We start from the raw sequence: 22,149 nt of genomic DNA, 5'->3' as shown, positions 1-22,149 counted from the left end.
CAATAGTGCTATTTTTAATCATTTATCTTTATAGAATATTACCAACACCTTTTCCATTTAATTCAAATTAAAAAACTAAATTCTTAAGGATAAATTGCTGGGAAGTACATGTCACGCTCCACATTGCACATACTCCCCAATCTGCTGAAAACTTTATCCTTAAAAGAAATTTCCTTATAGCTCATTTAGATAGCACTGAAAATATTCTTTCAGTATATCGCTCAAGTAACTCCTGACCATTTCCTGCTCTTCCGTCTTTACCGCTTCCAGAAATTCCTCATCCTGAAAGAGCGCCTCACTAATACTGCTCAGCATTCTGCTGTTATCCTCCGCATTTTCATCATAAGGGACCAGCATCATTATGACTGCCCGCATATTCTGCAAATAGGGGTAAACAAAAGCAGTCTTTTCCCTGTTGACGCAGGTATAGATACACGGACTATTGACTCCTTTGGTACGGGCATGAAACAATCCGATTTCAAACTGGGGTATAACCTGGGTCGCAATTTCTTCCCGCTTTAAAATATCATGTTCTATTATCTCTGCAAAAACCTGATTATCCGCAATCTGTCCGGTAAGATAGTGAATAAGCGGACGAAAGCCTATTTCTTTATCCACCTCTATACAACGGTATTCCTTTAAAACAAACCGGATCTTAGCGGACAGATAATTAATTTTTTCTAACTGCCTGTTAAAGTCATTGTCAGATTCCAGAGTTCCGGCAAGCAGTTCAAATTTAGATACCTTAGTCTCAATAATCCGCAATTCATTTTCCGGAAGAAGAGGATTTACATACACGACTTCGCTTTCATCATCCTCAAGAGATGTACTGGAGACAAAAAAGTCATTATTTGATTTTACAAAGGGGGTTAAATCATCTTTTCCATATGTATTCACACAAATTCTGCTATGAAAATATTTCTCAAGCCTGGATGACATCAATCTTGAAATTCCAATGCCACTTGCACAGACCAGCCCAATCCGCACTTTCCGCTTTTTTTCCTTCGCTCTTTCCTGCCTCACAATTGCAGCGCCGAAATGGGCTGCCAGAAAACCAATTTCCGCCTCCGGAAATTTATAGCCTGTTCTTGCTTCCAGGAACTTGCCTACATATTTACAGCGCTTATATATATCTGGATAAATCTCTTTGATTTCTTCCAGGTGAGGATTTATAATTGGAAACGAATTCCGCATTCTCACAAGAGTAGGCTTTAGATGCACCAGTAAGCCTCTCACAAATTCCTCATCCGTTTTAAGTGTGTTGGAAAGCACCTCATCATACGCTACAATGATTTCATGTACAAGCTCCAGCAATTTCTGCTGTTCTTCTTCACCAAAATCACAGTCTGTCATTTCGACAGACTGTAATTTTGTGCAATTCAGATGCAGGCATATATACGCCAGTTCGTTATCTGGAATCTCAATCTCAAATTCTTCTTCTAAAGCATTTACAATTTCAAGAGCGGCTTTTAGATTCTTGTCTTTTCTGATTTCATTCATCAGTTTTTCATTATGCTCGATAATCTCTCCCTTAATAACTCTCTCCACTATAATCGTGACATGTATGATTAGCTCATAATAGGATTCTTGCGTCAGCCGGTTAACCTGGATATCCCTAAAACTTGAGAAGCAAAGACAGACTCTTTTCAGAACAGAATCGTCCAATATTTTAAAGATATTTTTTATCTCCTCATAATTTTCAATTGCTGAGGCGTTAAACTTTTCATCTTCTTCAAAGATATACTTGATTACAGAACTGTCAACATTGTGGATGATAAAATCATGAGCTGCCGTACGGTAGTTCTTTTCACTTCCCTGTAATACAACACCTATTCCAGGTTTCTTTTCGATACGAAGATGATAGGGTGCGAACCACGACTCTATTTTCTCAAGATCTCTGCTTATGGTAGTTTCACTTACCTTAAATGCATTGCTGAAATAATAAAGCTTTTTTGGCTCCTGATCCTTTATTAGTTCTACAGCGAGACGCTTCCTGCGTTCCTCCCTATTTGTGGAATCCATCAAATTTTGGTCTTTCAGTTCCCGGTATAGATGATCCCGGTGTTCCTCTGTCCCTTCCAGCCATATTCCACGGCCTGCTTTGGAGCGGATTCTGACATTATATTTTTTCAAATAATGGTCTATATACTCTAGCTCACGCTGTATCGTCCTTTTACTGATTCCAACCTGTTCCGATAAAGATTTTACGGAAATCAGCTCTTCATTTAACATAACTAGCAGTATCTGTCTCAACCGCGGCGTAAAATTCATATCTGACACCTGCTTTCAATTCGACATGTCAATTTCCCATTACTCCATCATGTCCTTAATCTTTTTTACAATCGCCTTATGCTCTTCTCCATTCAGGAACTCATTAAGTGCAAGTATTGGTACATCCTCAGATACCGCCTTACGCGCAGCATCAACAAGATTTGTATTCGTAATTACCACATCAATATCTTTGGGTATCCTATGTACTGAAGCATGCTCAACATCCACATATACCCCTGCCTTCGTGAGCTGCGTTTTCAGCATGGAAGCCCCCATTGCGCTAGAACCCATTCCTGCGTCACAGCAAAATGCAACTTTACGGATTTTCCTTTTGGAATAACTTCCTGCCGCTTCTGTTCCTCTCTCTGCTGCCTGGGATTGATGATCTGTACCCGCTATATCCACAGTTTCTGCAGCTTCTTCCACGGTTTTATCCCGTTTTAGAATGAAAGATACTACAAGAAAGGAAACAATTGCTGCAGCTACATAAGCGCTTACATTCACCAGCAGTTTCCCCTTGGGTGACATCAGAACTAATGCAATGATACTGCCTGGTGAAACTGCTGCAACTGCTCCTCCGTCAAACAACTGAAGCCAGAAAATCCCAGTTATACCTCCAAGAATTGGCCCCAGAATGGTCAGTGGCTTCATAAGTGCATAAGGTACGGAAATCTCTCCGATTCCACCAATAATCTGAATGACTGCTGCTGTGGGTGCGGACTTCTTAGCAATTCCTTTTCCAAATACTGTAAATGCAAGAATTAAGCCTGCCCAGTTGCCAGTGTTTGCTTCCAGCAGAAAGAGGATGGATTTTCCCATTTCGGAAGCCTGCTCAATGGCCAGAGGTGTTAAAATCCCATGATTAATCGCATTATTCAGGAACAAGGCCTGACCGGGCGCTATGAAAATGGAAGTTAACGGAAGCAGGTTATTATTCATCAGGAAATCAACGCCTGACGCAAATATGTTTGAAAGCCCGGAAATCAGCGGCTCCACGCCAAGGAATCCGAATACTAAAAGTATAACACCTATGATTCCCATACTAAAGTTGTCAATTAACATTTCCAGGCCAGGTTTCACTTTTCCTTTAATCAGGTTATCAAATTTTTTCACACACCATGCACCCAGAGGCCCCATAATCATACCACCTATGAGCATCGTTGTATTTGCTCCTATTATGACCCCAACCGTTGCAAGGCACCCTGCAATGGCACCCCGCCTTTCATACATGTTATATCCGGCTGTATAAGCAATTAAAAGCGGCAGCAGATAGGTAAGTGTAGGTCCTACCAGTGCACTAAGTTTTTCATTCGGGAAAAATCCTGTCGGAATGAACAATGCTGTTAAGATTCCCCATGCAATAAAGGCTCCAATGTTAGGCATAACCATGCCGGACATGAATCCCCCCAATTTTTGTACTTTTGTACGTATAGCTCCTCTTTCTCCCATAATCTTTTCCTCCTATACTTCCACATTAAAATGGTCCAGCAATATATCCTCTGCATCTTTATTCCACAGGCCATTATGCCGGTCACATGCATCCGCCAGCTTAGCATACAGCAAGTCTGTTTTTCCTAACTCTTTAAAATCTTCTATTGCTGTGAGCGGCATGTCAAACTGAATATAGGCTAATTTCTTTCCTCCGGGAATTTCCGGCAGATGAAGCGTTGCATCAACAATGGAATTTATTCCTCCCACATGGGTGATCATAACTGAGGGATTAATCTTTTCAGCCGAAATTAAGGCTAAAGCTTCTTCCAAGTCCGAACGTATTCCGCCTGAGGAGCCTATAATCTTTGTTTTCTTATAGTGACTGTCATAAAGATTCATACTTGCAGAGAACTGGCTGTCTGACGGCCCTGCAAACAAATTCATGCATCCGTCAAATGCTAAAACACGGTTTCCTGTCTCAGCCACACTCTGTATTGGTGCATATACAAATACATCATCATAACCTTTACCATCCGTTAGGGACAGTAATTCTTTGACCTCCTTATTTATATTTGATGTATTGATGTAAAGTAATTTCACGCCCTTTTGAGCTGCTTCCTCTACAGAAATGACTTTCTTTGCATGTTCAATCCGCTCTTCGCTGATATCTGTGACTACAACCATCCCCGGCTTATTCTCCATAGCAAGTGCATAGCTCACGGCGCCCAGCCCCATGGGTCCGCATCCTCCCAGAATCAGAATGTTTCCGCCCTTTTTCGTCCCTTTATAATGGTCATAGGACAAATCATCGGTATGGAAGTTTGAGTTATAGCCTCCGATAATACAGTACATAGGCTCTGCCACGGAAACTTCGTAAAACGTATTCCCGTCATAATGAAGCAAACAATCTTTTTCAATGACATCATTGGGAATAATGCAATATGTAACTGCCCCGCCGAAATATTCGTAAGAATAACCGGGAGCCCCCATCTGGCCCGGAATTCCCGGCAGGACTACGAATCGTTCACCAGGAGTATATTCTTTTTTCCATTTTTCACCCACCTGTGCAATGATTCCCGAGAATTCGTGCCCTACAATTACTGGATTTGTATCTATATTTTCCGGAACTCTGATATGCTCTTTGCCAAGCTTAACCTCTTTCCAGGTAGACATACATATACTATCGCTGATTACTTTAAGAAGTATTTCATCTTCTTTAATCTCCGGAATTTTAAATTCCTCAAGCCTTAAGTCCCCGGCACCATGTAATCTTACTCCTCTTACCTGCATTTTTGTTCCTCCTTCTCATGTTGCTGCCTTATATAGTCCCTCTATTTTGACCAGTGTATTAAATGAATCGCTTTTGCCGTCTATTCATCTTCACCCAGCCCGCTGTTGATAGCATCAATCATCATTTTTAAATCTTCTTTCTCTGTATCGCCGGAACACTGCACTGTAATTTCCGTACCTTTATGTATTGTTGCGGCCATTAAATTTAAAATGCTTTTAGGATTGACGATTTTATTACCAGTTAATATGATTACATCGGAATTACATTTTTTAGCAACCGCTGCCAATTCTCCTGCAGGTCTTGCATGAATTCCGGACTTGTTTTTCACAACCACCTTTTCACTAACCATTCCTTTTTCTCCAATCTTACAATGTTATTCTTTATTTGTTATGACCTTGTATATTTCATCAACATTCATATCAATCATTTTCCTTACAGACTCTTCATCTATCAGCGTATTTGCCAGGTTTCCCAAAATTTTCAAATGCTCATTCTCTCTTCCGGCTAATCCAATTACAATATGCACCTTATTTCCATCCCAGTCTGTCCCCTCCGGAAACACCATTACCGTCAGACCGGACTCCCTGATTTCCTTTTTTGCACTGTCAACACCGTGTGGCATTGCAATTCCGTTGCCCAAATACGTTGAGAATGACAGTTCCCTTTCAAACATTGCATCCACGTAGTTGTCATTTACATAACCGCTTTTTACCAGCACACCACCGATCTCCTTTATCAGTTCATTTTTAGGACGTGCCGTACAGCCCGTAAAAATATTTGATTTTAACAGCAGTTCTTTTCCTGTAGACATACAAACTTCCTCCTGAAATATTAAGTATATAATTCATAAATTAATTATAATCTTCCTTGTTGTCGTATTACAATTGAAACAAACAGTACTTTGACGCCAGTCAATAGTGCCATTTTGGAAAACTTGTCTGAACAGAAAACACAGTTTTCTATTATATAAAAAGCACTTTCAGGGGAATCCTGTAAGTGCTTTCTTTTCACATGTTTTCTTTATTCTACTGTAACAGATTTTGCAAGGTTTCTGGGCTTATCAATATCCAGCCCTCTTCCCAGAGAAATATAATAAGCAAACAACTGAAGAGGTACTACTGCCACAGAGTTTGTGAAATACCGGTGTGTTACCGGCAGATATAAGACAAAATCACTGCCCTCCTCTATATCTGTATTGCCTTCATTGGTCACAGCCAGCACAAAAGCACCTCTTGTTTTAACCTCTTCCACATTTGCCGCAATCTTTTTCATTAAATGCTCCTGGGTCATCAGAGCAATTACCAATGTACCCTCTTCAATCAGGGAAATCGTTCCATGCTTGAGTTCTCCTGCTGCATAAGCTTCGGAATGGATATAAGAGATCTCCTTCAGCTTTAGGGAACCTTCCATGGAAATCGCATAGTCCAATCCCCTTCCCAGGAAAAATACATGCTGTGCAGCCAGATACCTGTTGGCAAATTTCTGTATTTTTTCCTTGTTGTTCAGAAGCATATCTATCTGCTGGGGTATCCGTTTTAATTCAAGCATAAGTTCCTTTGTCTGCTTTTTATCGATTTCCCCCCTTACCTTTGCAAAATAAACCGCCAGTATATACTGTGCAATCAGTTGGGTACTGTAAGCCTTGGTCGTTGCTACTGCAATTTCAGGACCGGCATAAGTATACATTACATAATCTGACTCTCTTGCAATGGAACTTCCCAGAACATTTACAATACCCAGGACCGTTCCCCCCAATTTTTTCGCCTCTCTTAACGATGCAAGGGTATCCGCGGTTTCTCCAGACTGGGTAACTACAATCGTAAGTGTATTTTCCTGCATAATCGGATTCCGGTACCGGAATTCTGACGCCAGATCCACTTCAACCGGAACCCTTACTAGGTCCTCAAAAATATATTTTGCAGCCATTCCGGTATGATATGCTGACCCGCAAGCCACGATGTTGATTTTTTTCAGATTTTTAATTACGTCATCTGTAATTCCCACATCCTCTATATGGATGTCATCACCTTTCATATAAGCATTCAAAGTATCTTTGACAGCCTGGGGCTGTTCATAGATTTCTTTCAGCATAAAGTGCTCATATCCGCCTTTTTCTGCTGCATTTATGTCCCAATCAATTGTGATGGAATCTTTCTCCACTTTTTCTTCATCAATGTTATAAAATGTGATTTCATTTTTTCCCACAATGGCGATTTCGTCATTCTCCATAAAGTACACCTCCCTGGTATACTTTAAAACTGCGGGCACATCAGAAGCAATAAATCCCCCTATTTTGCTTTTCCCCACTATGAGAGGGCTGTCTTTCCTTACTGCATACATTTCATCAGGATGGTCTTTAAAAAGAATTCCCAAAGCATAAGAGCCCTCTATCCTGTGGATCACTTTAATAATACACGCAATTGGGTCCCCTTTATAATAATAATCGAGTAAGTGCGCAATGACCTCGGTATCGGTCTCAGAAACAAATTCATATCCTCTGTCCTCAAGATATTTCTTCAACTTCATGTAATTTTCAATAATACCATTGTGTACAACCGAAATGGATTTTTCTTTGTTGAAATGAGGATGCGCATTCTTATCAGAAGGAACACCGTGGGTTGCCCATCTGGTGTGGCCTATTCCCAGAGTACCTTTTAAGGAAGTTCCTCCTTTTGTTAATTCATTTAATACTTTCAGCCTTCCGGCAGCTTTTACCTTCCCTATATGCCTGCCATCATGAACGGATATCCCAGCCGAATCATACCCCCTATATTCTAATTTTTCCAACCCTTCAAGAAGAATTTCTCCTGCCTGATTTTCTCCGTTATACCCAACAATACCACACATACCAATACCTCCTGCTGATTCATTTATGTTTACAGTTTATTCAGATAATTTCTCAATATTATGATGCCAGGGTCAAAAGGTCATGTGTTTCATGCTTGCATGAAAAAGCATGACTTTGGGACCCGTAAAACATGAGAAAGTAGCCCGAATAGGGCGGATTTCGAATGTTTTAGGATTGTGAGAGCACAAAGTGCGTAACAATTTGTAGGCATCAGGGGTCAAAATACCTTTTGACCCCAACATCATATTATATGTATATTTATTCTTCCGGTCCACCACAAAACAGTCCGCAGATTTCATTTGGGGAATGCAAAATATAATCTGCACCATGTCCGGCCAGTTCCTCTTCTCCCCGGAATCCCCATAATACACCGGCAGTATCCATTCCGGCGTTTTTTCCGGTTATAATGTCTGTCTTAGAATCACCGATGTACAAAACTTCTTCCGGTTTCAGATTCATAGCAGAAGTTATTTCCAGCGCAGACACGGGGTCTGGTTTCTTATTAACCCCTTTCCTTTCCCCGATAACCCCTACAAAATTTATATCTGAAAAATGATGAGATATGAGGGCCTGGGTGTAATCCGTTCTTTTGTTAGAATTAACACCTATCAGAATCCCTTTCTCATCCAGAGTTTTCAAAGCGTCCCCTATTCCTTCATATGGAACTGTTTTATCCATATACCTTTTATCATAAATAGAAAGGAACCATTCCAGTGCCTCATCTATTTTTGCTTCACTTGTTCCTTCCGGCAGGCTCACTTCTATCAGATTCCGAAATCCTTTTCCTATTTTCAGCTTATACTCTTCATAAGTGTGTTCTTTAGCTCCCATTTTTTGAAGAACTGCATTCACACTGTCAGATAAGTCATAAATCGTATTAAGAAGTGTTCCGTCTAAATCAAAAATAACTCCTCTATATTTTTTCATAATCCTCTCCCTTCTTCCAAGGCTTCATATTTTCATCATAACAAATGGGAAATTATAAGCATATAAGCCAGACATTCGTTTTTTGCACCCTATAGGATAAAAAAAGGACAAAAAATTGATTTATAAGATTAGAGTTGTCTGTTGGATAGCTGACAAAACACTGTAAACTTCAAATAAAACTGCATAAAAAGACCAGGAACTGATTGTAAAATCAATTCCTGGTCTTTTTACAGATATTTTTCTTCAAGTTCCTGAAGTGTCTGTAACTGGTATTCCCGTACTGCAATATTTGTAGAATCTTCTTCAAAAGCCTGGGTTTGCTCTTCTACCCATTGTGCCGATTTGGAGGACAGATTTCTCTCGCCAAAGGAAAACACTGCATCATTTTCTTTTTGGATATGCCTCCGCAAAAGCTGCTCATAACTGCCCGCAGCCACTAGAATAGCTAACCTGTTCTCATCAGAGGGATTTTCTTTGTGGGCATCAAGTGCTGCATCCAGATCGGATACATACAAACGGCCAATATCATGTTCCACTAACATCCCGTTTCGTATCAGCTTTTCTGCCGGGCCTCCCAAGTCTTCCACCATTACTTTAAACAGGTAGTCCTCTTCTTTTCCGTGATGTGTTTTATCTGCGTACTTACGGATAAAATCTATCATCTTTTTAAAATCATTTATATCTATTTTTCTATTCTGCAATATATTTAATGATGCTTTATGAATCACATCCAGCATCCGCAGAATGTTGTCATGTTCTTTTACAAGAAGTTTTACGCTATCCATTTTATCCTTCCTTTCTCATGCAATATTCTGCCGGTTCTGCATGGCTGTAAATAATGCCCCTGTTCTCAAGCACTCCCTCTACCCATGAATCTCTTAAACGATAGTAGGTATCTGCTCCAAAGTTTGGATTTGTCCAGTATTTTGCGTGAGGGCAGCTCTTCACCTGCCACCCTACGATGTCTGCCTCCTGCTCTGTAATGGCAAAGGGGAAATCGCAAGGCATACCATCCAAAAGAATATCATGTATAGCCTGGTGGGTTTCTTCTACATTTAATTCTGCCGGCATATTGTATTGGCGCCCTAATTCTTTCATAACCTTTTCAAGTTCGTCAATCCGCTTGGGGTCCTCTTTCAGTATCTCACTTACTACTTTAGAAAAGCGCTTCTCACAGTTTTCCACTGCCTGGCTTAGCCAGCCATGAATATTACTCTGGTCGATAATATTTTCAAGGGGTTCTTTTGATGCCTCGGGAGCTTCACTGTTTACTCTGTTCTCTATATCATTTCCCCAGCCATTTTTTGCGGCCAGGTCCAGCATGGCTTTTGACATTTCATCTTGATATAAAATGCGTCCATACATCTTCACATGAACAGGTCCTAAAAATGCGCTCATACAGTCTCCCCCAGTCCGGCATTCAATTTTGCCGCCATCTCATCTGCATCTACCCCATGTACCATACAGGCATCCGCCAATGATTCCATCTGGGAGGACGGGCATCCAAGGCAATGCATCCCCATCTCCAGCAGGATGGGAGCCAGGCCGCCGTCTAGTCTTAAAATATCTCCAATTAACATATCTTTTGTAATCATTGTTTTTTCACTCATTATTTTTCTCCTTTTCTATAAAAATTTCTGGGTTCCATTTATTTTGAATGGGTGTCTGCCCATTTTGTTAGTTTATGAATCAAGTCTTCTACAGAAATATCTCCCCGCTGTGCTATCATTTCCAGTGTTGCGATATTAGACATTGCTTTGAAGGCTATCGGATTTTGTAACTTTTTATACTTTGATGAGATAGACGGCAGATAGGAACGAATTCCAGGATACTTCTTTACAATCTCTCCTATCACAGTATCCGGAGTAAATCCATACGGATTGTCAGCTACGGCTTCTGAAGCCTCACTTACTCTATCCCCGGTTTTTTCCTTTCTTGTTTCCCAGGTCAATAACCTCTGGCTTCCTTCCAGGCTTCTGATATGGGTCGCATCCTGCATCATTTCCAGGACACCACGGAATTTCCCGTCATCATCTCTTACTGCGGTGTAAAGAATGTAGATAAATTTTCCGCCTATTTCCAGCCAAAACTCCGCTTCATCTTCCCTCCCTGCACGAAATGCTTCTATAATTTGCTCTACGTTGTGAACACTTTCCCTTGGGTGACAGTTCTTTACATCCCGACCAATTACACCCGGACTCCTTGGGAATACACGGTGTTTTGTGTCACTGTAAAACCGGACTAGCTCGTTTTCATCTACAAAAGACAGGTCTACAGGCAAATGGCGGAAGATTAAATTTATTTGCTGCAATGTCAGCTTGCCCTGCCTTACATCCAGTTCTTCTTTCCCACCTATCATTCCATACTTTTTCAGCAATTCCTGCAGCTCAGCTCCAAAAGAAGAGTCTTCTCCGGTTCCGCTTGGCTGCTTTTTCACACCGCCTGCAACAGGTCCCAGAGGCGGCGTATCAATCAGGCAATACCCAATTTCATCATCTCCCGCACGCATCTTCAGAAACTCCTCATCTGAAATCATTTCCACTGCTGCCGGAAATAATACGATATTTTCTTTTTCTATCAATTCCTGTATCAACTGAACATATTCTTCATATTTCTGTAAAAAGTTTTTTTCATCTCCATTTTCCAGTGCTCCGGCTGCTTTACGGAAGGAATCAGCCACTTTATCATCCAATGTCCACATGATTTTGCTTGGCCGGTCAAATCCTTGTTTTTCAAATGCAGGATACAATTGATTCTGTTTCCGTGAAAGATGGATATCATACTGTTTTAAAGTTTCCATCACCTCTGCCCACTGGTTCAGGATAAACTTGCCCTCAGAAAGCTCCTCTCCCTTTTTCAATATCTTTTTCACCGCTTCATTTTCACGCTGATAGGTGCGGATTGGATGCCAGTCTTCCAGCTCTAAATCAGGAGCCTGCAGAACATTTTTAAATATCACCAGAAAAGATTCAATATTGCTATACACTGTATCATCATCAATATTCCGCTTCGTCAGCTCTTGTTCAGCCAATGCCAGTTCCTCTACGGCCACTTCCTTAAATTCGCTTTCAACCGTCTTCTGTGCCTCTTCCTGCTCTATCCGTCCTGTGACAAAAGCTTCTAAAATATCCGCCAATCTCAAAACCTTACTGTTATCTGTACTTAGCATGTATTTACCACCTCCAAAATAGTATTGTTTCCATCTCCTTTAAGTATCATTAAAAATCTGAGGGATTAAACTATAGGTAAATTTTACATGCTATATTTGCAGTTGTATGTTGCATTTGCAACATAGAGGATATATAATTTAAGTAACGAGGTGGTTTTTATGGAGAATAATATAAAGTTTTTACAGACCGTCCCACTGTTTAATGGAATTGAGGAGGAAGAACTCACGCATCTTCTCGAATGTATTGGTGCAAAAGAGAAAACTTATATTAAAAATGAATTCATTTTTTTAAGCGGGGATATTCCGACTTCTATTGGGATTATTCTGAGTGGGCGGGTACAGATTATTAAAGAAGACGCTTTTGGCAACCGTACGATCTTAAACGACCTTAGTGCAGGCGCTGTTTTTGGTGAATCTTTTATATGCGGCGGAAAGTTTCCTCTCACAGTATCTGCTCAGGCGGCAGAAAACAGTTCTGTCCTGCTTTGTCCTTTTGACCTTCTCATGCACATCTGCCCAAAAGCATGTGAATTTCACAATACTCTTATCAGAAATATGATGGTGATGGTTTCCCGGCAAAACATTAAACTGCTGGCACAACTGGAAGTAACGACAAAACGCTCTCTGCGTGAAAAAATCTTGACCTATCTGGCCCAGCTGGCGCAGGAACAAAATTCTGCCACAGTAACCGCCCCTTTAGGACGCATAGACCTTGCAGATTTCCTGGGAGCCGACCGCAGCTCGCTAACCCGTGAGCTAAAGCGGATGCAGGAAGAAGATTTGATTCAATTTGATAAGAATACATACACTCTTGTAAATGCTGTAAGTTTAAAATAATATGGCAGATAAAAGCAGGGATAGAGTCCATTCTGTTGAATTCTATCCCTGCTTTTTCTATTTCTTGGTCAGTTCTTCCGCTAACTTTTTAATTTCAGCAATATTAATATCTAACAAGTCACCTGTCCCCTCTTCCGGTGCATATAATCTTTCCGCAGGGGAGACATCACAGAATCCATAAGTTTTCAGCCTGCTAAATTCGGCGCAGGAATATCCGGCTCCCTCATTTCCGATACCGGTGCTTTTGCATCCTCCAAAGGGCTGGTCATTGTGCCTTAATGCACTGGACCCATTTACATAGACAGCAGAAGCTTTGATATTTTCTGTAAAGTAAAATGCTTTCTTTAAGTCTTTCGTAATGACAGATGCGCTCAATCCATACTTGGTCTGATTGGCAATTTCAACAGCTTCTTCATCTGTTTCAAAGGAAATGACTGGAATAACCGGCCCAAATATTTCAAGGTCTTTTGCAATATCCATGTCCCGGGTAACATCATCCAGAATCGTAACATCCACAACACACCCATTCCGTTTACCGCCCCGAATAACCTTTGCACCTTGTGCAACTGTATGCTGAATCTGCGCCTCTACTTTTTTGGCAGCTTTCTCAGAAACAAGCCGGGTTAGCTGCACGTTCGGGTCTGTTGCATGTCCCTGTTTCAGTCCGTCAACAAATGCAGCAAGACATTTTATAAAGGTATCCTTTACATGCTTGTGGACAATAGTCCTTTTTGGTGCAGAACAGACCTGACCGTTGTTTTCAATAATCCGTCCCCATGCAAGGGCTTCAATGGCTGTTACAATTAGTTCAGGATTGCCCGCTGCCTCTTCAGTAATGATAAGGGGATCATTTCCCCCAAGCTCTAACACTACTTTTTTAATTGTCGGAGCAGCAGCCCTCATCATTTCAGTCCCAGCCTCATTACCACCGGTCATTGCGATACATGCAACTTTTTTGTTCATAAGCAGCTTTTCAGTACAGTCTTCTCTGCCGGAAGTCATGAAATAAAGCACATCCTTTGGTATACCTGCTTTATGGGCAAGATCAATTAAGAGTTTCACACAACAGGGCGCACTGGCAGGAGCTTTACAAATAAAAGCATTGCCCATCAGCAGGGCAGGCACCATTTTCTGTATTGTCAGGTCTACCGGATAGTTAAAGGGAATAACACCGGCAACTATCCCCAATGCCTCACGCCGTACAAATAATAAATGATTTTCATACCCTTCGCTATTATCACATAACACTTCGCCGTACAGGTGTTTTCCTACCTCAATATTAGCTCTTCCCACTTCAGCGGCATTTGTTACCTCAGCCTTTGCCTGAGAAATATGTTTTCCCATTTCATTTGCCATAACAGCGGCAAGTTCATCGCTGTGTTCCTCAATAAGATTACAGAATTTGTATAAAATCTGTCCTCTTTCGAAAAGCGGCACCTTTTCCCACCTGGGCTGTGATGCAAAAGCTGTATCAACCATATCGGCAATTTCGTTCCCGTTATAATACGGAACACTTCCGACCACGCTGCCGGTTGACTCATCAAATACTTCTATCATTTTCATATTTTCTTCTCCATCAGTATCCTCTCCAGGCCACCATATTTCGTTAATCTGGCAGCTTCCTGATACCCCATTCTCCGAAAATTCTCGTAACTGTAATAATTGTCCGGATCTACCGTGCCGAGTAATATGGTCTTTCCTGCTTTTCTGCACAGTACTTCCATTTTCGTTTCCATTATATTCTGAAGTCCATTGCCCCTGTAATCAGGATGTACAAATGTATCTGAATAATCAGCACATTTTGACCTCATTTCTTCGCTGTCATACCTGTCGTATGCATAATCCGTATGCTCCAAAAGACATTGCAGAGATGCAATGATTTGTCCTTCCACAATACAGACTAAAGCAAATCCATACTTCAGCACATCTTCAAAATCTTTTCGGCTGGAATCGGCAAACCACCGTTTATTGCTTACTCCATTCCTCACCAGTTCCCGCAGACACATTGTTTCTTCCATATTTTTTTCTGTCATGTAACACAAGCAGCCTTCTGTCTGCATTTTCTTTAACCATATTTTTTCATTCATATCCTTATGCTTTTCCCCAGCCTTTACAGTTTTCGATATTCCCCATGATCCTTTTTCATTTTCAGCAGACATTCCTCCTCCACAGCAAGCCGGTATCCCAGCTCTGCCAGAATCTGAGCCCCATCATATAAGGCTTTCTTTGCAGCAGGCGAATGAAGCAGTTTCTCGAATTTTATGTCATGGACTGCACATTCCTCATCATCTCCTGTAATATCCAAAAGAGGATGAAAGACTGGAATTCTCAGGTTTACATTCCCAATATCTGAAGAACCGCCTGGTCCTGGAGAGGGCTTTGGTGTTCTTCCCGCATGTTCAAATAATTCCTTCATGAATGTATCCATATGCTCATTCCAATAGAGTTCTCCATAATCAGGGTATCTCTGCTCCCACTCTACAGTAGTTCCTGAAGCCATAGCCGCCCCCTGTGCACAATTCTCAGAAATTTTGTTTAATTTCCATAAATTCTCTAAGGTTGCCGCCCGGTAATAATAATCCAGACTCACTTCCTCCGGAACAATGTTCGGAAGCTCCCCTCCTTTGGCCACAATTCCGTGGAACTGGCAGTCCTTCGTAATATGCTGCCTCCACATATCCATAGCATCCATATACAGACGGGCTGCATTCAAGGCATTCAGCCCCTTTTCCGGAAAGGCAGATGCATGGGCTGCCCTTCCACGAAATGTAAAATACCGGTCATTAGATGCCAGAATTTCAAAACATGTTACATCCCGGTTGTATAAATGTATCATGGCCGCGTATTCATACATATCGAAACCGCCCTCTTCGGTCATGTAACACTTTCCTCCTACGAATTCCTCGCCTGGAGTCCCGATAAGGTCTATTCTCATGGGCAATTCCGGATAAGCATCTCTTAAAGCCAAGGCTCCCAGAATACTGATTGCACAGCTATAAGAATGCCCGCAGGCGTGCCCCACTTCCGGCAGGGCATCATACTCACAAAGAAATGCAGCCTTTTTCCCGGAAAAATCCTTTTTCCTCTTATCAATTGCCCGAAAGGAATGCGGCATACCAGCATAAGGAGTCGTAATCTCGTAGCCCTGTTCCTCCAAAAATCCGGTGATATAGCGGCAGGATTCCACCTCTTCCCCGCTGACTTCCGGATGATTGGTCAGATACGTTCCCAATTCATCTGCCTTATGGAAAAATAACTCTACGCTTTTTTTGATTTTCTCCTGAAACATATTGCCCTCCCTTCAAAAAACTGCATTTATTCCTGTTTCAGTTTTACATAGATGAATACAGGAATTCCAAGCAGAATGAGCAGAAATCCATAAAATACGTACTGCATTCCTGAGCCTATTATTGTGTAAATGGAGTAAACAAGTGCGATAAGCCCCACAGCAGATTTCTTCATAAATTGAATTACATTAAACGGCTTCTTAATCTCTCTTCCTGAAATCATGATTTCCGAAGCCGCACCAAACAAATAGAATACTAAAAAGGTCATGACTGCCATCATGGACAGGAAACTATACAAGTCTCCTCCATTAGTAAGGTATCCCAGTAACATGACTACTGTCATAAGTACACCATTAATCAAGAGTCCATTCACAGGTGTACCTCGCTTTTCGCTTAGCTTTGCGAAGGTGGCAGGCATCAGCTTACTTTCTCCCAAAGCGTATGTAACACGGGCGGCAGATAAAATCCATGCGCCGACACAACCAATAGCCGAAATGGAAGCTCCCAGAGAAATCAGTGCCCCGGCCCAATATCCTCCGGTTGCCCGGTACATAATGTCTGCCAGGGGAGAGGATGAACCAGCCAGCTCATTCTGTGTCATATTTCCGGCCGCCAGAGCAACCAATATGGCATAAATAATAATAACAATCACAGTACTGATAATAGTCAGACGCCCAATTTGCCTCGGATTTTCCACCTCATCGGCACTGACACTTGCTCCCTCAAAACCGATGAAGCTCCAAAGCATATAGGCCATACCCATAGGCAAGGCTCCCATACCGCTCACAGCTTGAGAAGACATCGTGTTAAAATTTGATGTGTCGAAATGAATAACCGCCACAACCGCAAAAAGCAGCAGCGGAAGAAGCTTGAGAACCGTCAGGACCAGGTTAATACGCCCGGCAATTTTCACGCCTATAATATTAATAATTGTATATGCCCAGAGGATCAATGTGCAGGCAATAAATTTGGGAAATGTATTGCCTGCCATTGAGGGAAAAAAGTAGGATATATAATTTAATCCCGCTATAACAATTGCCCCATTTGCTATCCAGCAGCCACACCAGTATGACCATCCTACCCAGAAGGCCGGCAAATCACCAAAGGCCTCCTTTGCATAGATGATAACTGAACCTGTAGCAGCCTTTTTATTGTCCAGCCGGGCAAATGACAGAGCCAGAAACAATGTGCCGATTCCGGTAATTGCAACAGCCAACAATGCCACCCAGGGATTGGAGAGTGCCGCCAATCCCTGAGGTGCCATATATATCCCTGAGCCAATCATTTGCCCAACAATGATGGAAATCGTTGTAAATATTCCCAAATCACGTTTGAATCCTTGTTTCACTTCGTCACCGCTCTCTTTTTCTTATACTCCTTACTAAGACACTGCAGCTTTCTCTCCGTCTGAGTGCATCTTTTTTGAGTTTTTCCTTACAATTGCCGCAGCAACCAATCCCACCAGACAGTTTACTGCGAGGAATGTAAAGATATAATTGTACCCCTTTCCTCCGAACTTATCCAGCCAGTTTCCAAACATAGCCGCCATGAAAAAGTCCGGCGCATACCCGATAATCGATGCAATACCAACAGCCGTACCCATAACTACAGCAGGTATCTTCGTTTCGTTTGCAATAGAGAAGCTTAAACCATATAAAGCAAGGCCAAACAAACCGGGCAGTAATGTGTAAAAACTTACGAGTGCCACGTTTGCACCAGGTGGTATTGCAAATATTCCTAAAAACAGTACGCCCAAAATTGCAAACAAGATTGTAAACCATTTACTCGTTGATTTAATAACTTTATCTGCAATGATACCACTGACAGGTGATACAATATAGAAAATGTACGTTCTGATAATTGACAGATATCCTGAGCTTTCAGGACTGATACCAACTACGTCCGTCAGGTAAGGTGTGAAATAACTCGTGCTGCTGTAAAGCGCATAGGCTGTAAAAACGATGATAGCAAACAGCCACAGATTAGAGCTTTTCAGAAGTCCGCCAACCTGGTGGAAATGGAACTCATCACTTTTTACTTCCGCTGCTTTTGCCTTGTTATCTTTTAACAGAAGGGCAACTAAAAGTGCTCCCACCACTGTACTGCAGCCATAAACTATAACGGCTATAAAGAATTTATTAGAAGCATCACTTCCAACTGCTGCTACCTGCAGTGCAATGGAATTCACAAGCGCACCCGTCAGGCCGTTCCCCATATAATACAGCCCAAACATAAATCCTTGTTCTTTCTCATCTCCGATTAACCGGATCGTTTTCATAAGGGAACACCAGAACAGGAATGTAGTGGTGACTGCAAACAGTCCCCATATAACAAGAGCCAGCGCATAGCTTCCCATCGAAAATGCAAAAATAAACGTCAGAATCGAGGTGGATATTAACGAGGCCAGCATACATTTTTTCGTTGAAAACTTATCCGCTACAATTCCTCCCGGAATATAAAGAATAACATTTCCAATTGTATAAGCTGTTGTTAAAACTCCAAGCTGCATGTTTGTGATACCCATGGCCTCCATCTGCCAGTCATAAAATACATACCTTATATAGGGCATCAGATATATGGATCCCCCGGCAACCCCTAGCGCTAGAATCTGCAAATATTTCATTCTTTTGCTTTCCATAAAAGCTCCTTTCCGTAAAACGGGCTTTCCCAGCCCCTCAGTTTCCTTGTTACTCTCTTAATCCTTTTTAATGTAAAGTGCATCTACTGCACAGATTCCGTCGGGTCTGACAAAGACCGGATTGATATCCAGTTCCAGCAATTCATCACTGCAATCACAAGCCATATTTGACACTGACACAATTGCTTCTGCCAGTGCATCAATATCACACTCAGGATTCCCTCTGTACCCCTGCAGCATTTTAGCGCCTTTCAGCGATAAAATCATTTCCATTGCTTCCGGCTTAGAAAGTGGAGCCAGCCCTAGCGAAGTGTCTTTGAAAATTTCCACGAAGACACCGCCCAGACCACAGAGCACACAAGGTCCAAATTGCGGATCGTTATTTACCCCTATAATCATTTCCACTCCCGGAGCTGCCATTTCACAAATTTGTACTCCTTTTACAAGAGCACCCGGGCAATGCGCGGCGGCATTATCCATAATAGCCTGATAGGCTTTAGCAGCTCCTGCCCCGTCTTTGATACCCAGTTTTACACATCCAACATCAGATTTGTGTAGAATATCCGGGCTGTCCACCTTGGCAACTGCTTTTTCACAGCCCAGCTCGTCAAAGGCAGCCTCTGCTTCTTCCGGTGAATGTACCACCTTAAACTTACCGCAATCGATGCCGTAACGTCCAATAATCTCTTTACTCTCTGATTCCGTCAACGCTGCCCGGCTGTAATCCCCTTTTTCCTGAGAGGGAATGACAACATCCAGGTTCTTGCTCTGGGGATCATTTGATACGAAATCCAAAATATTTTTGATAACCTTAAATGCATAGAGTGAAGTGGGAAGTACGGGCACCCCAATCTCCTCCAGCTTATCGCAGTAACCGGGGTTTCTCGTCATTTCTGAGAATGGCAGCATTACCATAGGCTTAGCCCAGGGCTTGTCACTGACCAGCTTCATTGCCTCGGACATGTAATATATGGCATTATCTGCAATCTCCGTTAGCAGAGTATAACCGACAGAGACGATATCCACACGCTCATCTTTCATCATAATTTCCAGAACACCAGCAAACTTTTCTATATCATAAGATAAAGTAGCCGTTGAATCAAGAGGATTATTGGGAGTAGCATAGGACGGAAGAACCTCATTGAGTTTGTCCATAGTCTCCTTACTGAAGTCAACATATTCCACACCCGTCAGTTCTGCCAAATCTGCACAGATAGCTGTCTCCCCGCCGGATAAACTAATTGCAGAAAATCCCCTTCCCTCAGGCAGCTTTTTCAAGGTTGCCAAAGCCCTGGCAGTGGACATCAGCTCTTCTAAATCATCCACACGGATGACGCCAAACTTTTCAAACAGAGCATCGTATACCTTATCTGCTCCTGAAAGACTTCCCGTGTGGGAGGCCGCGAGAGCCTGGGCTTTCTCAGACCGTCCGGTCTTAAGAATTACAACAGGTTTTTTCTTGAGTGCAGCTTTTTTTAAAGCCTTTATAAACGCACCCGGGGACTTCACCCCTTCCAGATACATAGCAACAACCTTTGTATCCTCATCGTCGATTAAGAAATCCAGGTAATCCTCCATCTTGGTAATCCTGCTGTTACCTGCGGAAATCGCATAAGAGAATTTCGTGCCCGGAGCATCCATCATCGTCAGCACCAGCTGCCCGCTCTGAGAGAGAACCCCGACACCGCCCCGGCGGTCACGCTCCCTGGAAATGAATGCAAAAGGATACATCATATCCACAAAATTCACAAATCCGGCGCAGTTCGGTCCCATCAGAGCCATATCCAGTTCTTCACACAGCGCCAGGAGCTGTGCTTCTTTTTTCCGGCCTTCGTCTGTCCCAACCTCACCATATCCGCTGGCATAAACAACCGCTGCTCCAACACCATGAGCCGCACCTTCCCGGAGCAGTCCCTCCACGGTGCCTGCAGGCGTACAGATAACGATTAAGTCCACCTGCTCCGGCAAATCACTGATGCTTTTATAGCATTTTCGGCCGAAGACCTCTTCACGCCTGGGGTTAACAAAATAATAGCGGTCCTCTTCCATGTATGTCATCATATTTCTGCATGTGTCGCCGCCAAAGCCTTCTTTTTCACTGGCTCCCACGACGGCCACTTTGTTTGGTTTTAATAATTTTTTGATATCCATCCCGTATCTCCCAATTTTACTTTCCCTCTACACCTCTACGGTAACAGGCAACATTTTTTTCATTAAATTTCCCTTTGCCCTTCTTCTCAAAGAAGGAAACAATAGCCTCTTCCATATAATCAACAGAAAATAACTCACTGTGAGCTGCCAGAGCACCCAGCATCACCAAATTAGCACCTTTTGGGTTTTTTACTTCTGCCGCAATATCTGTAGCAGGAACTTTTACTACTGTTATGTCATCCCTGTAAGTACGATCCTCAGGAGCAATGGAGGAATTCACCAGCAGCAGTCCGCCCGGTTTCAGCCTCTCTTCAAACTTATCAATTGCCGGAGTGTTCATAGTCAAGAGAATATCCGGGTGCTTAGAATTGGGGCTGGCGATAAGCTTATCACTGATTTTTACTGTACAGTTTGCTGTCCCTCCCCTCATTTCTGATCCATAAGAAGGATAAAATAAAACATTTTTGTCCTGTTCCATACCAGCACTAATCAGGATCATTCCTGTTGTCAATATGCCTTGTCCGCCAAATCCGGCACAAATAATTTCCTTTGCCATAACGTCTATTCCTCCTCTTTTTTATCTTTGAATTCACCAAGAGGGAAGTACGGAATCATGTCATTTTTGATACGTTCCACGCTCTTAACCGGTGTGATATTCAGATTGGTCGGACATGCAGACAACAATTCTACCAGACAGAATCCTTCACCGTTCATATGCTTTTCAAAGGCTTTCCGCAAGTATTTTTTTGATTGTATCATGCCCCTCGCATCTGCCATGGAACCTCTGGCAAGATACGCAATATCAAATCCAGTGAAAGCTTCTTCCACACGGAATGGCATTCCTGCTGTCTTGGCATCTTTGCCGCGGGGAGTTGATGTGGTAACCTGTCCCGGCAAAGATGTAGGTGCACACTGTCCGCCGGTCATTCCGTAAAGGCTGTTATTAATAACAACCGTTACTACATTGTCATTACGAAGTGCCGTGTGCATCGTCTCCGCAAGTCCAATGGAATAAGCCGCACCGTCACCGATGTATGCCATAACCGGATTTTCCGGGCGTACTCTCTTCACGCCTACCGCTGTGGCAATGGGTCTTCCGTGAGCCGCCATAATGGTATCAAATCTCCAGGAATCAATATTCAAAGAACCACAGGCTACATCCACAACTGTCAGTAATTTTTCACTCAGTCCCATTTCTTCCATTACTTCTGCAATCAGCCGGACTGCCAATCCATGTCCGCAGCCTGGGCAAAAGCCGCTTTCGGTAAATGTAACTGTTTCAGGAGCTACTAATCTCAT

At 42.4% G+C, this 22,149-nt stretch carries 20 protein-coding genes; 1 reads left to right on the top strand and 19 read right to left on the bottom strand.

Annotation, left to right across the window (positions count from 1 at the left end; translation table 11 throughout):
• Nucleotides 1-174 precede the first annotated feature (174 nt).
• The 11 genes from A8805_RS14915 to A8805_RS14865 all read right to left on the bottom strand — a co-directional run bounded on the left by A8805_RS14915 (nt 175) and on the right by A8805_RS14865 (nt 11,937).
• Complete coding sequence (locus A8805_RS14915; protein ID WP_109712546.1) at nt 175-2,271, bottom strand: BglG family transcription antiterminator; 2,097 nt, start codon at nt 2,269-2,271, stop codon at nt 175-177.
• Nucleotides 2,272-2,310: 39 nt separating this feature from the next.
• The gene (locus tag A8805_RS14910) at nt 2,311-3,720 is read right to left on the bottom strand and encodes a PTS mannitol transporter subunit IICB (protein WP_109712544.1); all 1,410 of its coding nucleotides are present in this window, start codon (nt 3,718-3,720) and stop codon (nt 2,311-2,313) included.
• 12 nt (nt 3,721-3,732) lie between these two features.
• Entirely contained in the window at nt 3,733-4,992 is a 1,260-nt protein-coding gene (locus tag A8805_RS14905; protein ID WP_109712542.1) for a zinc-binding dehydrogenase, read from the bottom strand.
• An 80-nt stretch (nt 4,993-5,072) separates the two neighbouring features.
• Nucleotides 5,073-5,342, bottom strand: a complete 270-nt coding sequence (locus tag A8805_RS14900) for an HPr family phosphocarrier protein (protein WP_109712540.1) — start codon at nt 5,340-5,342, stop codon at nt 5,073-5,075.
• A gap of 24 nt (nt 5,343-5,366) precedes the next feature.
• Nucleotides 5,367-5,804 (bottom strand): PTS sugar transporter subunit IIA, encoded by a 438-nt coding sequence (locus tag A8805_RS14895; protein WP_109712538.1) that lies wholly within the window; start codon nt 5,802-5,804, stop codon nt 5,367-5,369.
• A 209-nt stretch (nt 5,805-6,013) separates the two neighbouring features.
• Nucleotides 6,014-7,840 (bottom strand): glutamine--fructose-6-phosphate transaminase (isomerizing), encoded by a 1,827-nt coding sequence (gene glmS / locus A8805_RS14890; RefSeq protein WP_109712536.1) that lies wholly within the window; start codon nt 7,838-7,840, stop codon nt 6,014-6,016.
• Between the two features lie 259 nt (nt 7,841-8,099).
• Entirely contained in the window at nt 8,100-8,768 is a 669-nt protein-coding gene (locus A8805_RS14885) for an HAD family hydrolase (protein ID WP_109712534.1), read from the bottom strand.
• A 227-nt stretch (nt 8,769-8,995) separates the two neighbouring features.
• Nucleotides 8,996-9,553: a hemerythrin domain-containing protein gene (locus tag A8805_RS14880; protein WP_109712533.1), complete on the bottom strand. Its 558-nt coding sequence runs from the start codon at nt 9,551-9,553 to the stop codon at nt 8,996-8,998.
• 1 nt (nt 9,554) lies between these two features.
• Nucleotides 9,555-10,166, bottom strand: a complete 612-nt coding sequence (locus tag A8805_RS14875; RefSeq protein WP_109712531.1) for a hypothetical protein — start codon at nt 10,164-10,166, stop codon at nt 9,555-9,557.
• Nucleotides 10,163-10,378: a DUF1858 domain-containing protein gene (locus A8805_RS14870; protein WP_109712528.1), complete on the bottom strand. Its 216-nt coding sequence runs from the start codon at nt 10,376-10,378 to the stop codon at nt 10,163-10,165. The genes A8805_RS14875 and A8805_RS14870 overlap by 4 nt, the downstream gene beginning before the upstream one ends.
• 38 nt (nt 10,379-10,416) lie before the next feature.
• Nucleotides 10,417-11,937 (bottom strand): PAS domain-containing protein, encoded by a 1,521-nt coding sequence (locus A8805_RS14865; RefSeq protein ID WP_109712526.1) that lies wholly within the window; start codon nt 11,935-11,937, stop codon nt 10,417-10,419.
• A gap of 159 nt (nt 11,938-12,096) precedes the next feature.
• On the opposite strand from A8805_RS14865, the gene A8805_RS14860 reads away from it, so the two are divergent.
• A complete protein-coding gene (locus A8805_RS14860; RefSeq protein WP_109712524.1) occupies nt 12,097-12,774 on the top strand; it encodes a Crp/Fnr family transcriptional regulator in 678 nt (225 codons plus the stop codon).
• A gap of 57 nt (nt 12,775-12,831) precedes the next feature.
• On the opposite strand, the gene A8805_RS14855 is transcribed toward A8805_RS14860, so the two are convergent.
• From A8805_RS14855 to A8805_RS14820, 8 genes are read right to left on the bottom strand one after another with little or no spacing between them, the layout of a single operon-like run.
• On the bottom strand, nt 12,832-14,337 hold the full coding sequence (locus A8805_RS14855) for an aldehyde dehydrogenase family protein (RefSeq protein ID WP_109712523.1): 1,506 nt from the start codon (nt 14,335-14,337) through the stop codon (nt 12,832-12,834).
• A complete protein-coding gene (locus A8805_RS14850) occupies nt 14,334-14,861 on the bottom strand; it encodes a GNAT family N-acetyltransferase (protein WP_207657712.1) in 528 nt (175 codons plus the stop codon). Before A8805_RS14850 ends, A8805_RS14855 begins: the two co-directional genes overlap by 4 nt.
• A 23-nt stretch (nt 14,862-14,884) precedes the next feature.
• Nucleotides 14,885-16,063 carry a M20/M25/M40 family metallo-hydrolase gene (locus tag A8805_RS14845; RefSeq protein WP_109712519.1) on the bottom strand — a complete coding sequence of 393 codons (1,179 nt, stop codon included), beginning with the start codon at nt 16,061-16,063 and terminating at the stop codon, nt 14,885-14,887.
• Nucleotides 16,064-16,089: 26 nt separating this feature from the next.
• The gene (locus A8805_RS14840; RefSeq protein ID WP_109712517.1) at nt 16,090-17,409 is read right to left on the bottom strand and encodes an amino acid permease; all 1,320 of its coding nucleotides are present in this window, start codon (nt 17,407-17,409) and stop codon (nt 16,090-16,092) included.
• Nucleotides 17,410-17,442: 33 nt separating this feature from the next.
• Nucleotides 17,443-18,699: an MFS transporter gene (locus A8805_RS14835; RefSeq protein ID WP_109712515.1), complete on the bottom strand. Its 1,257-nt coding sequence runs from the start codon at nt 18,697-18,699 to the stop codon at nt 17,443-17,445.
• A 57-nt stretch (nt 18,700-18,756) separates the two neighbouring features.
• On the bottom strand, nt 18,757-20,850 hold the full coding sequence (locus A8805_RS14830) for an acetate--CoA ligase family protein (RefSeq protein WP_109712513.1): 2,094 nt from the start codon (nt 20,848-20,850) through the stop codon (nt 18,757-18,759).
• A 16-nt stretch (nt 20,851-20,866) separates the two neighbouring features.
• Nucleotides 20,867-21,406 carry a 2-oxoacid:acceptor oxidoreductase family protein gene (locus tag A8805_RS14825; RefSeq protein WP_109712511.1) on the bottom strand — a complete coding sequence of 180 codons (540 nt, stop codon included), beginning with the start codon at nt 21,404-21,406 and terminating at the stop codon, nt 20,867-20,869.
• Nucleotides 21,407-21,411: 5 nt separating this feature from the next.
• Nucleotides 21,412-22,149, bottom strand: a complete 738-nt coding sequence (locus A8805_RS14820) for a thiamine pyrophosphate-dependent enzyme (protein WP_109712509.1) — start codon at nt 22,147-22,149, stop codon at nt 21,412-21,414.

The organism is Faecalicatena contorta (genome assembly GCF_003149105.1).
In the GTDB taxonomy this organism is placed as follows: domain Bacteria; phylum Bacillota; class Clostridia; order Lachnospirales; family Lachnospiraceae; genus Muricomes; species Muricomes contortus_C.
This window is presented reverse-complemented; position numbering and strand designations above follow the sequence as displayed.

Coding starts and splice junctions, on each gene's coding strand:
- A8805_RS14875 (WP_109712531.1), bottom strand. CDS start 10,166: ATGAGCGCATTTTTAGGACCTGTTCATGTGAAGATGTATGGACGCATT.
- A8805_RS14850 (WP_207657712.1), bottom strand. CDS start 14,861: ATGAATGAAAAAATATGGTTAAAGAAAATGCAGACAGAAGGCTGCTTG.
- A8805_RS14915 (WP_109712546.1), bottom strand. CDS start 2,271: ATGAATTTTACGCCGCGGTTGAGACAGATACTGCTAGTTATGTTAAAT.
- A8805_RS14830 (WP_109712513.1), bottom strand. CDS start 20,850: ATGGATATCAAAAAATTATTAAAACCAAACAAAGTGGCCGTCGTGGGA.
- A8805_RS14860 (WP_109712524.1), top strand. CDS start 12,097: ATGGAGAATAATATAAAGTTTTTACAGACCGTCCCACTGTTTAATGGA.
- glmS (WP_109712536.1), bottom strand. CDS start 7,840: ATGTGTGGTATTGTTGGGTATAACGGAGAAAATCAGGCAGGAGAAATT.
- A8805_RS14900 (WP_109712540.1), bottom strand. CDS start 5,342: ATGGTTAGTGAAAAGGTGGTTGTGAAAAACAAGTCCGGAATTCATGCA.
- A8805_RS14820 (WP_109712509.1), bottom strand. CDS start 22,149: ATGAGATTAGTAGCTCCTGAAACAGTTACATTTACCGAAAGCGGCTTT.
- A8805_RS14880 (WP_109712533.1), bottom strand. CDS start 9,553: ATGGATAGCGTAAAACTTCTTGTAAAAGAACATGACAACATTCTGCGG.
- A8805_RS14885 (WP_109712534.1), bottom strand. CDS start 8,768: ATGAAAAAATATAGAGGAGTTATTTTTGATTTAGACGGAACACTTCTT.
- A8805_RS14845 (WP_109712519.1), bottom strand. CDS start 16,063: ATGTTTCAGGAGAAAATCAAAAAAAGCGTAGAGTTATTTTTCCATAAG.
- A8805_RS14865 (WP_109712526.1), bottom strand. CDS start 11,937: ATGCTAAGTACAGATAACAGTAAGGTTTTGAGATTGGCGGATATTTTA.
- A8805_RS14910 (WP_109712544.1), bottom strand. CDS start 3,720: ATGGGAGAAAGAGGAGCTATACGTACAAAAGTACAAAAATTGGGGGGA.
- A8805_RS14855 (WP_109712523.1), bottom strand. CDS start 14,337: ATGAAAATGATAGAAGTATTTGATGAGTCAACCGGCAGCGTGGTCGGA.
- A8805_RS14825 (WP_109712511.1), bottom strand. CDS start 21,406: ATGGCAAAGGAAATTATTTGTGCCGGATTTGGCGGACAAGGCATATTG.
- A8805_RS14905 (WP_109712542.1), bottom strand. CDS start 4,992: ATGCAGGTAAGAGGAGTAAGATTACATGGTGCCGGGGACTTAAGGCTT.
- A8805_RS14895 (WP_109712538.1), bottom strand. CDS start 5,804: ATGTCTACAGGAAAAGAACTGCTGTTAAAATCAAATATTTTTACGGGC.
- A8805_RS14835 (WP_109712515.1), bottom strand. CDS start 18,699: ATGGAAAGCAAAAGAATGAAATATTTGCAGATTCTAGCGCTAGGGGTT.
- A8805_RS14870 (WP_109712528.1), bottom strand. CDS start 10,378: ATGAGTGAAAAAACAATGATTACAAAAGATATGTTAATTGGAGATATT.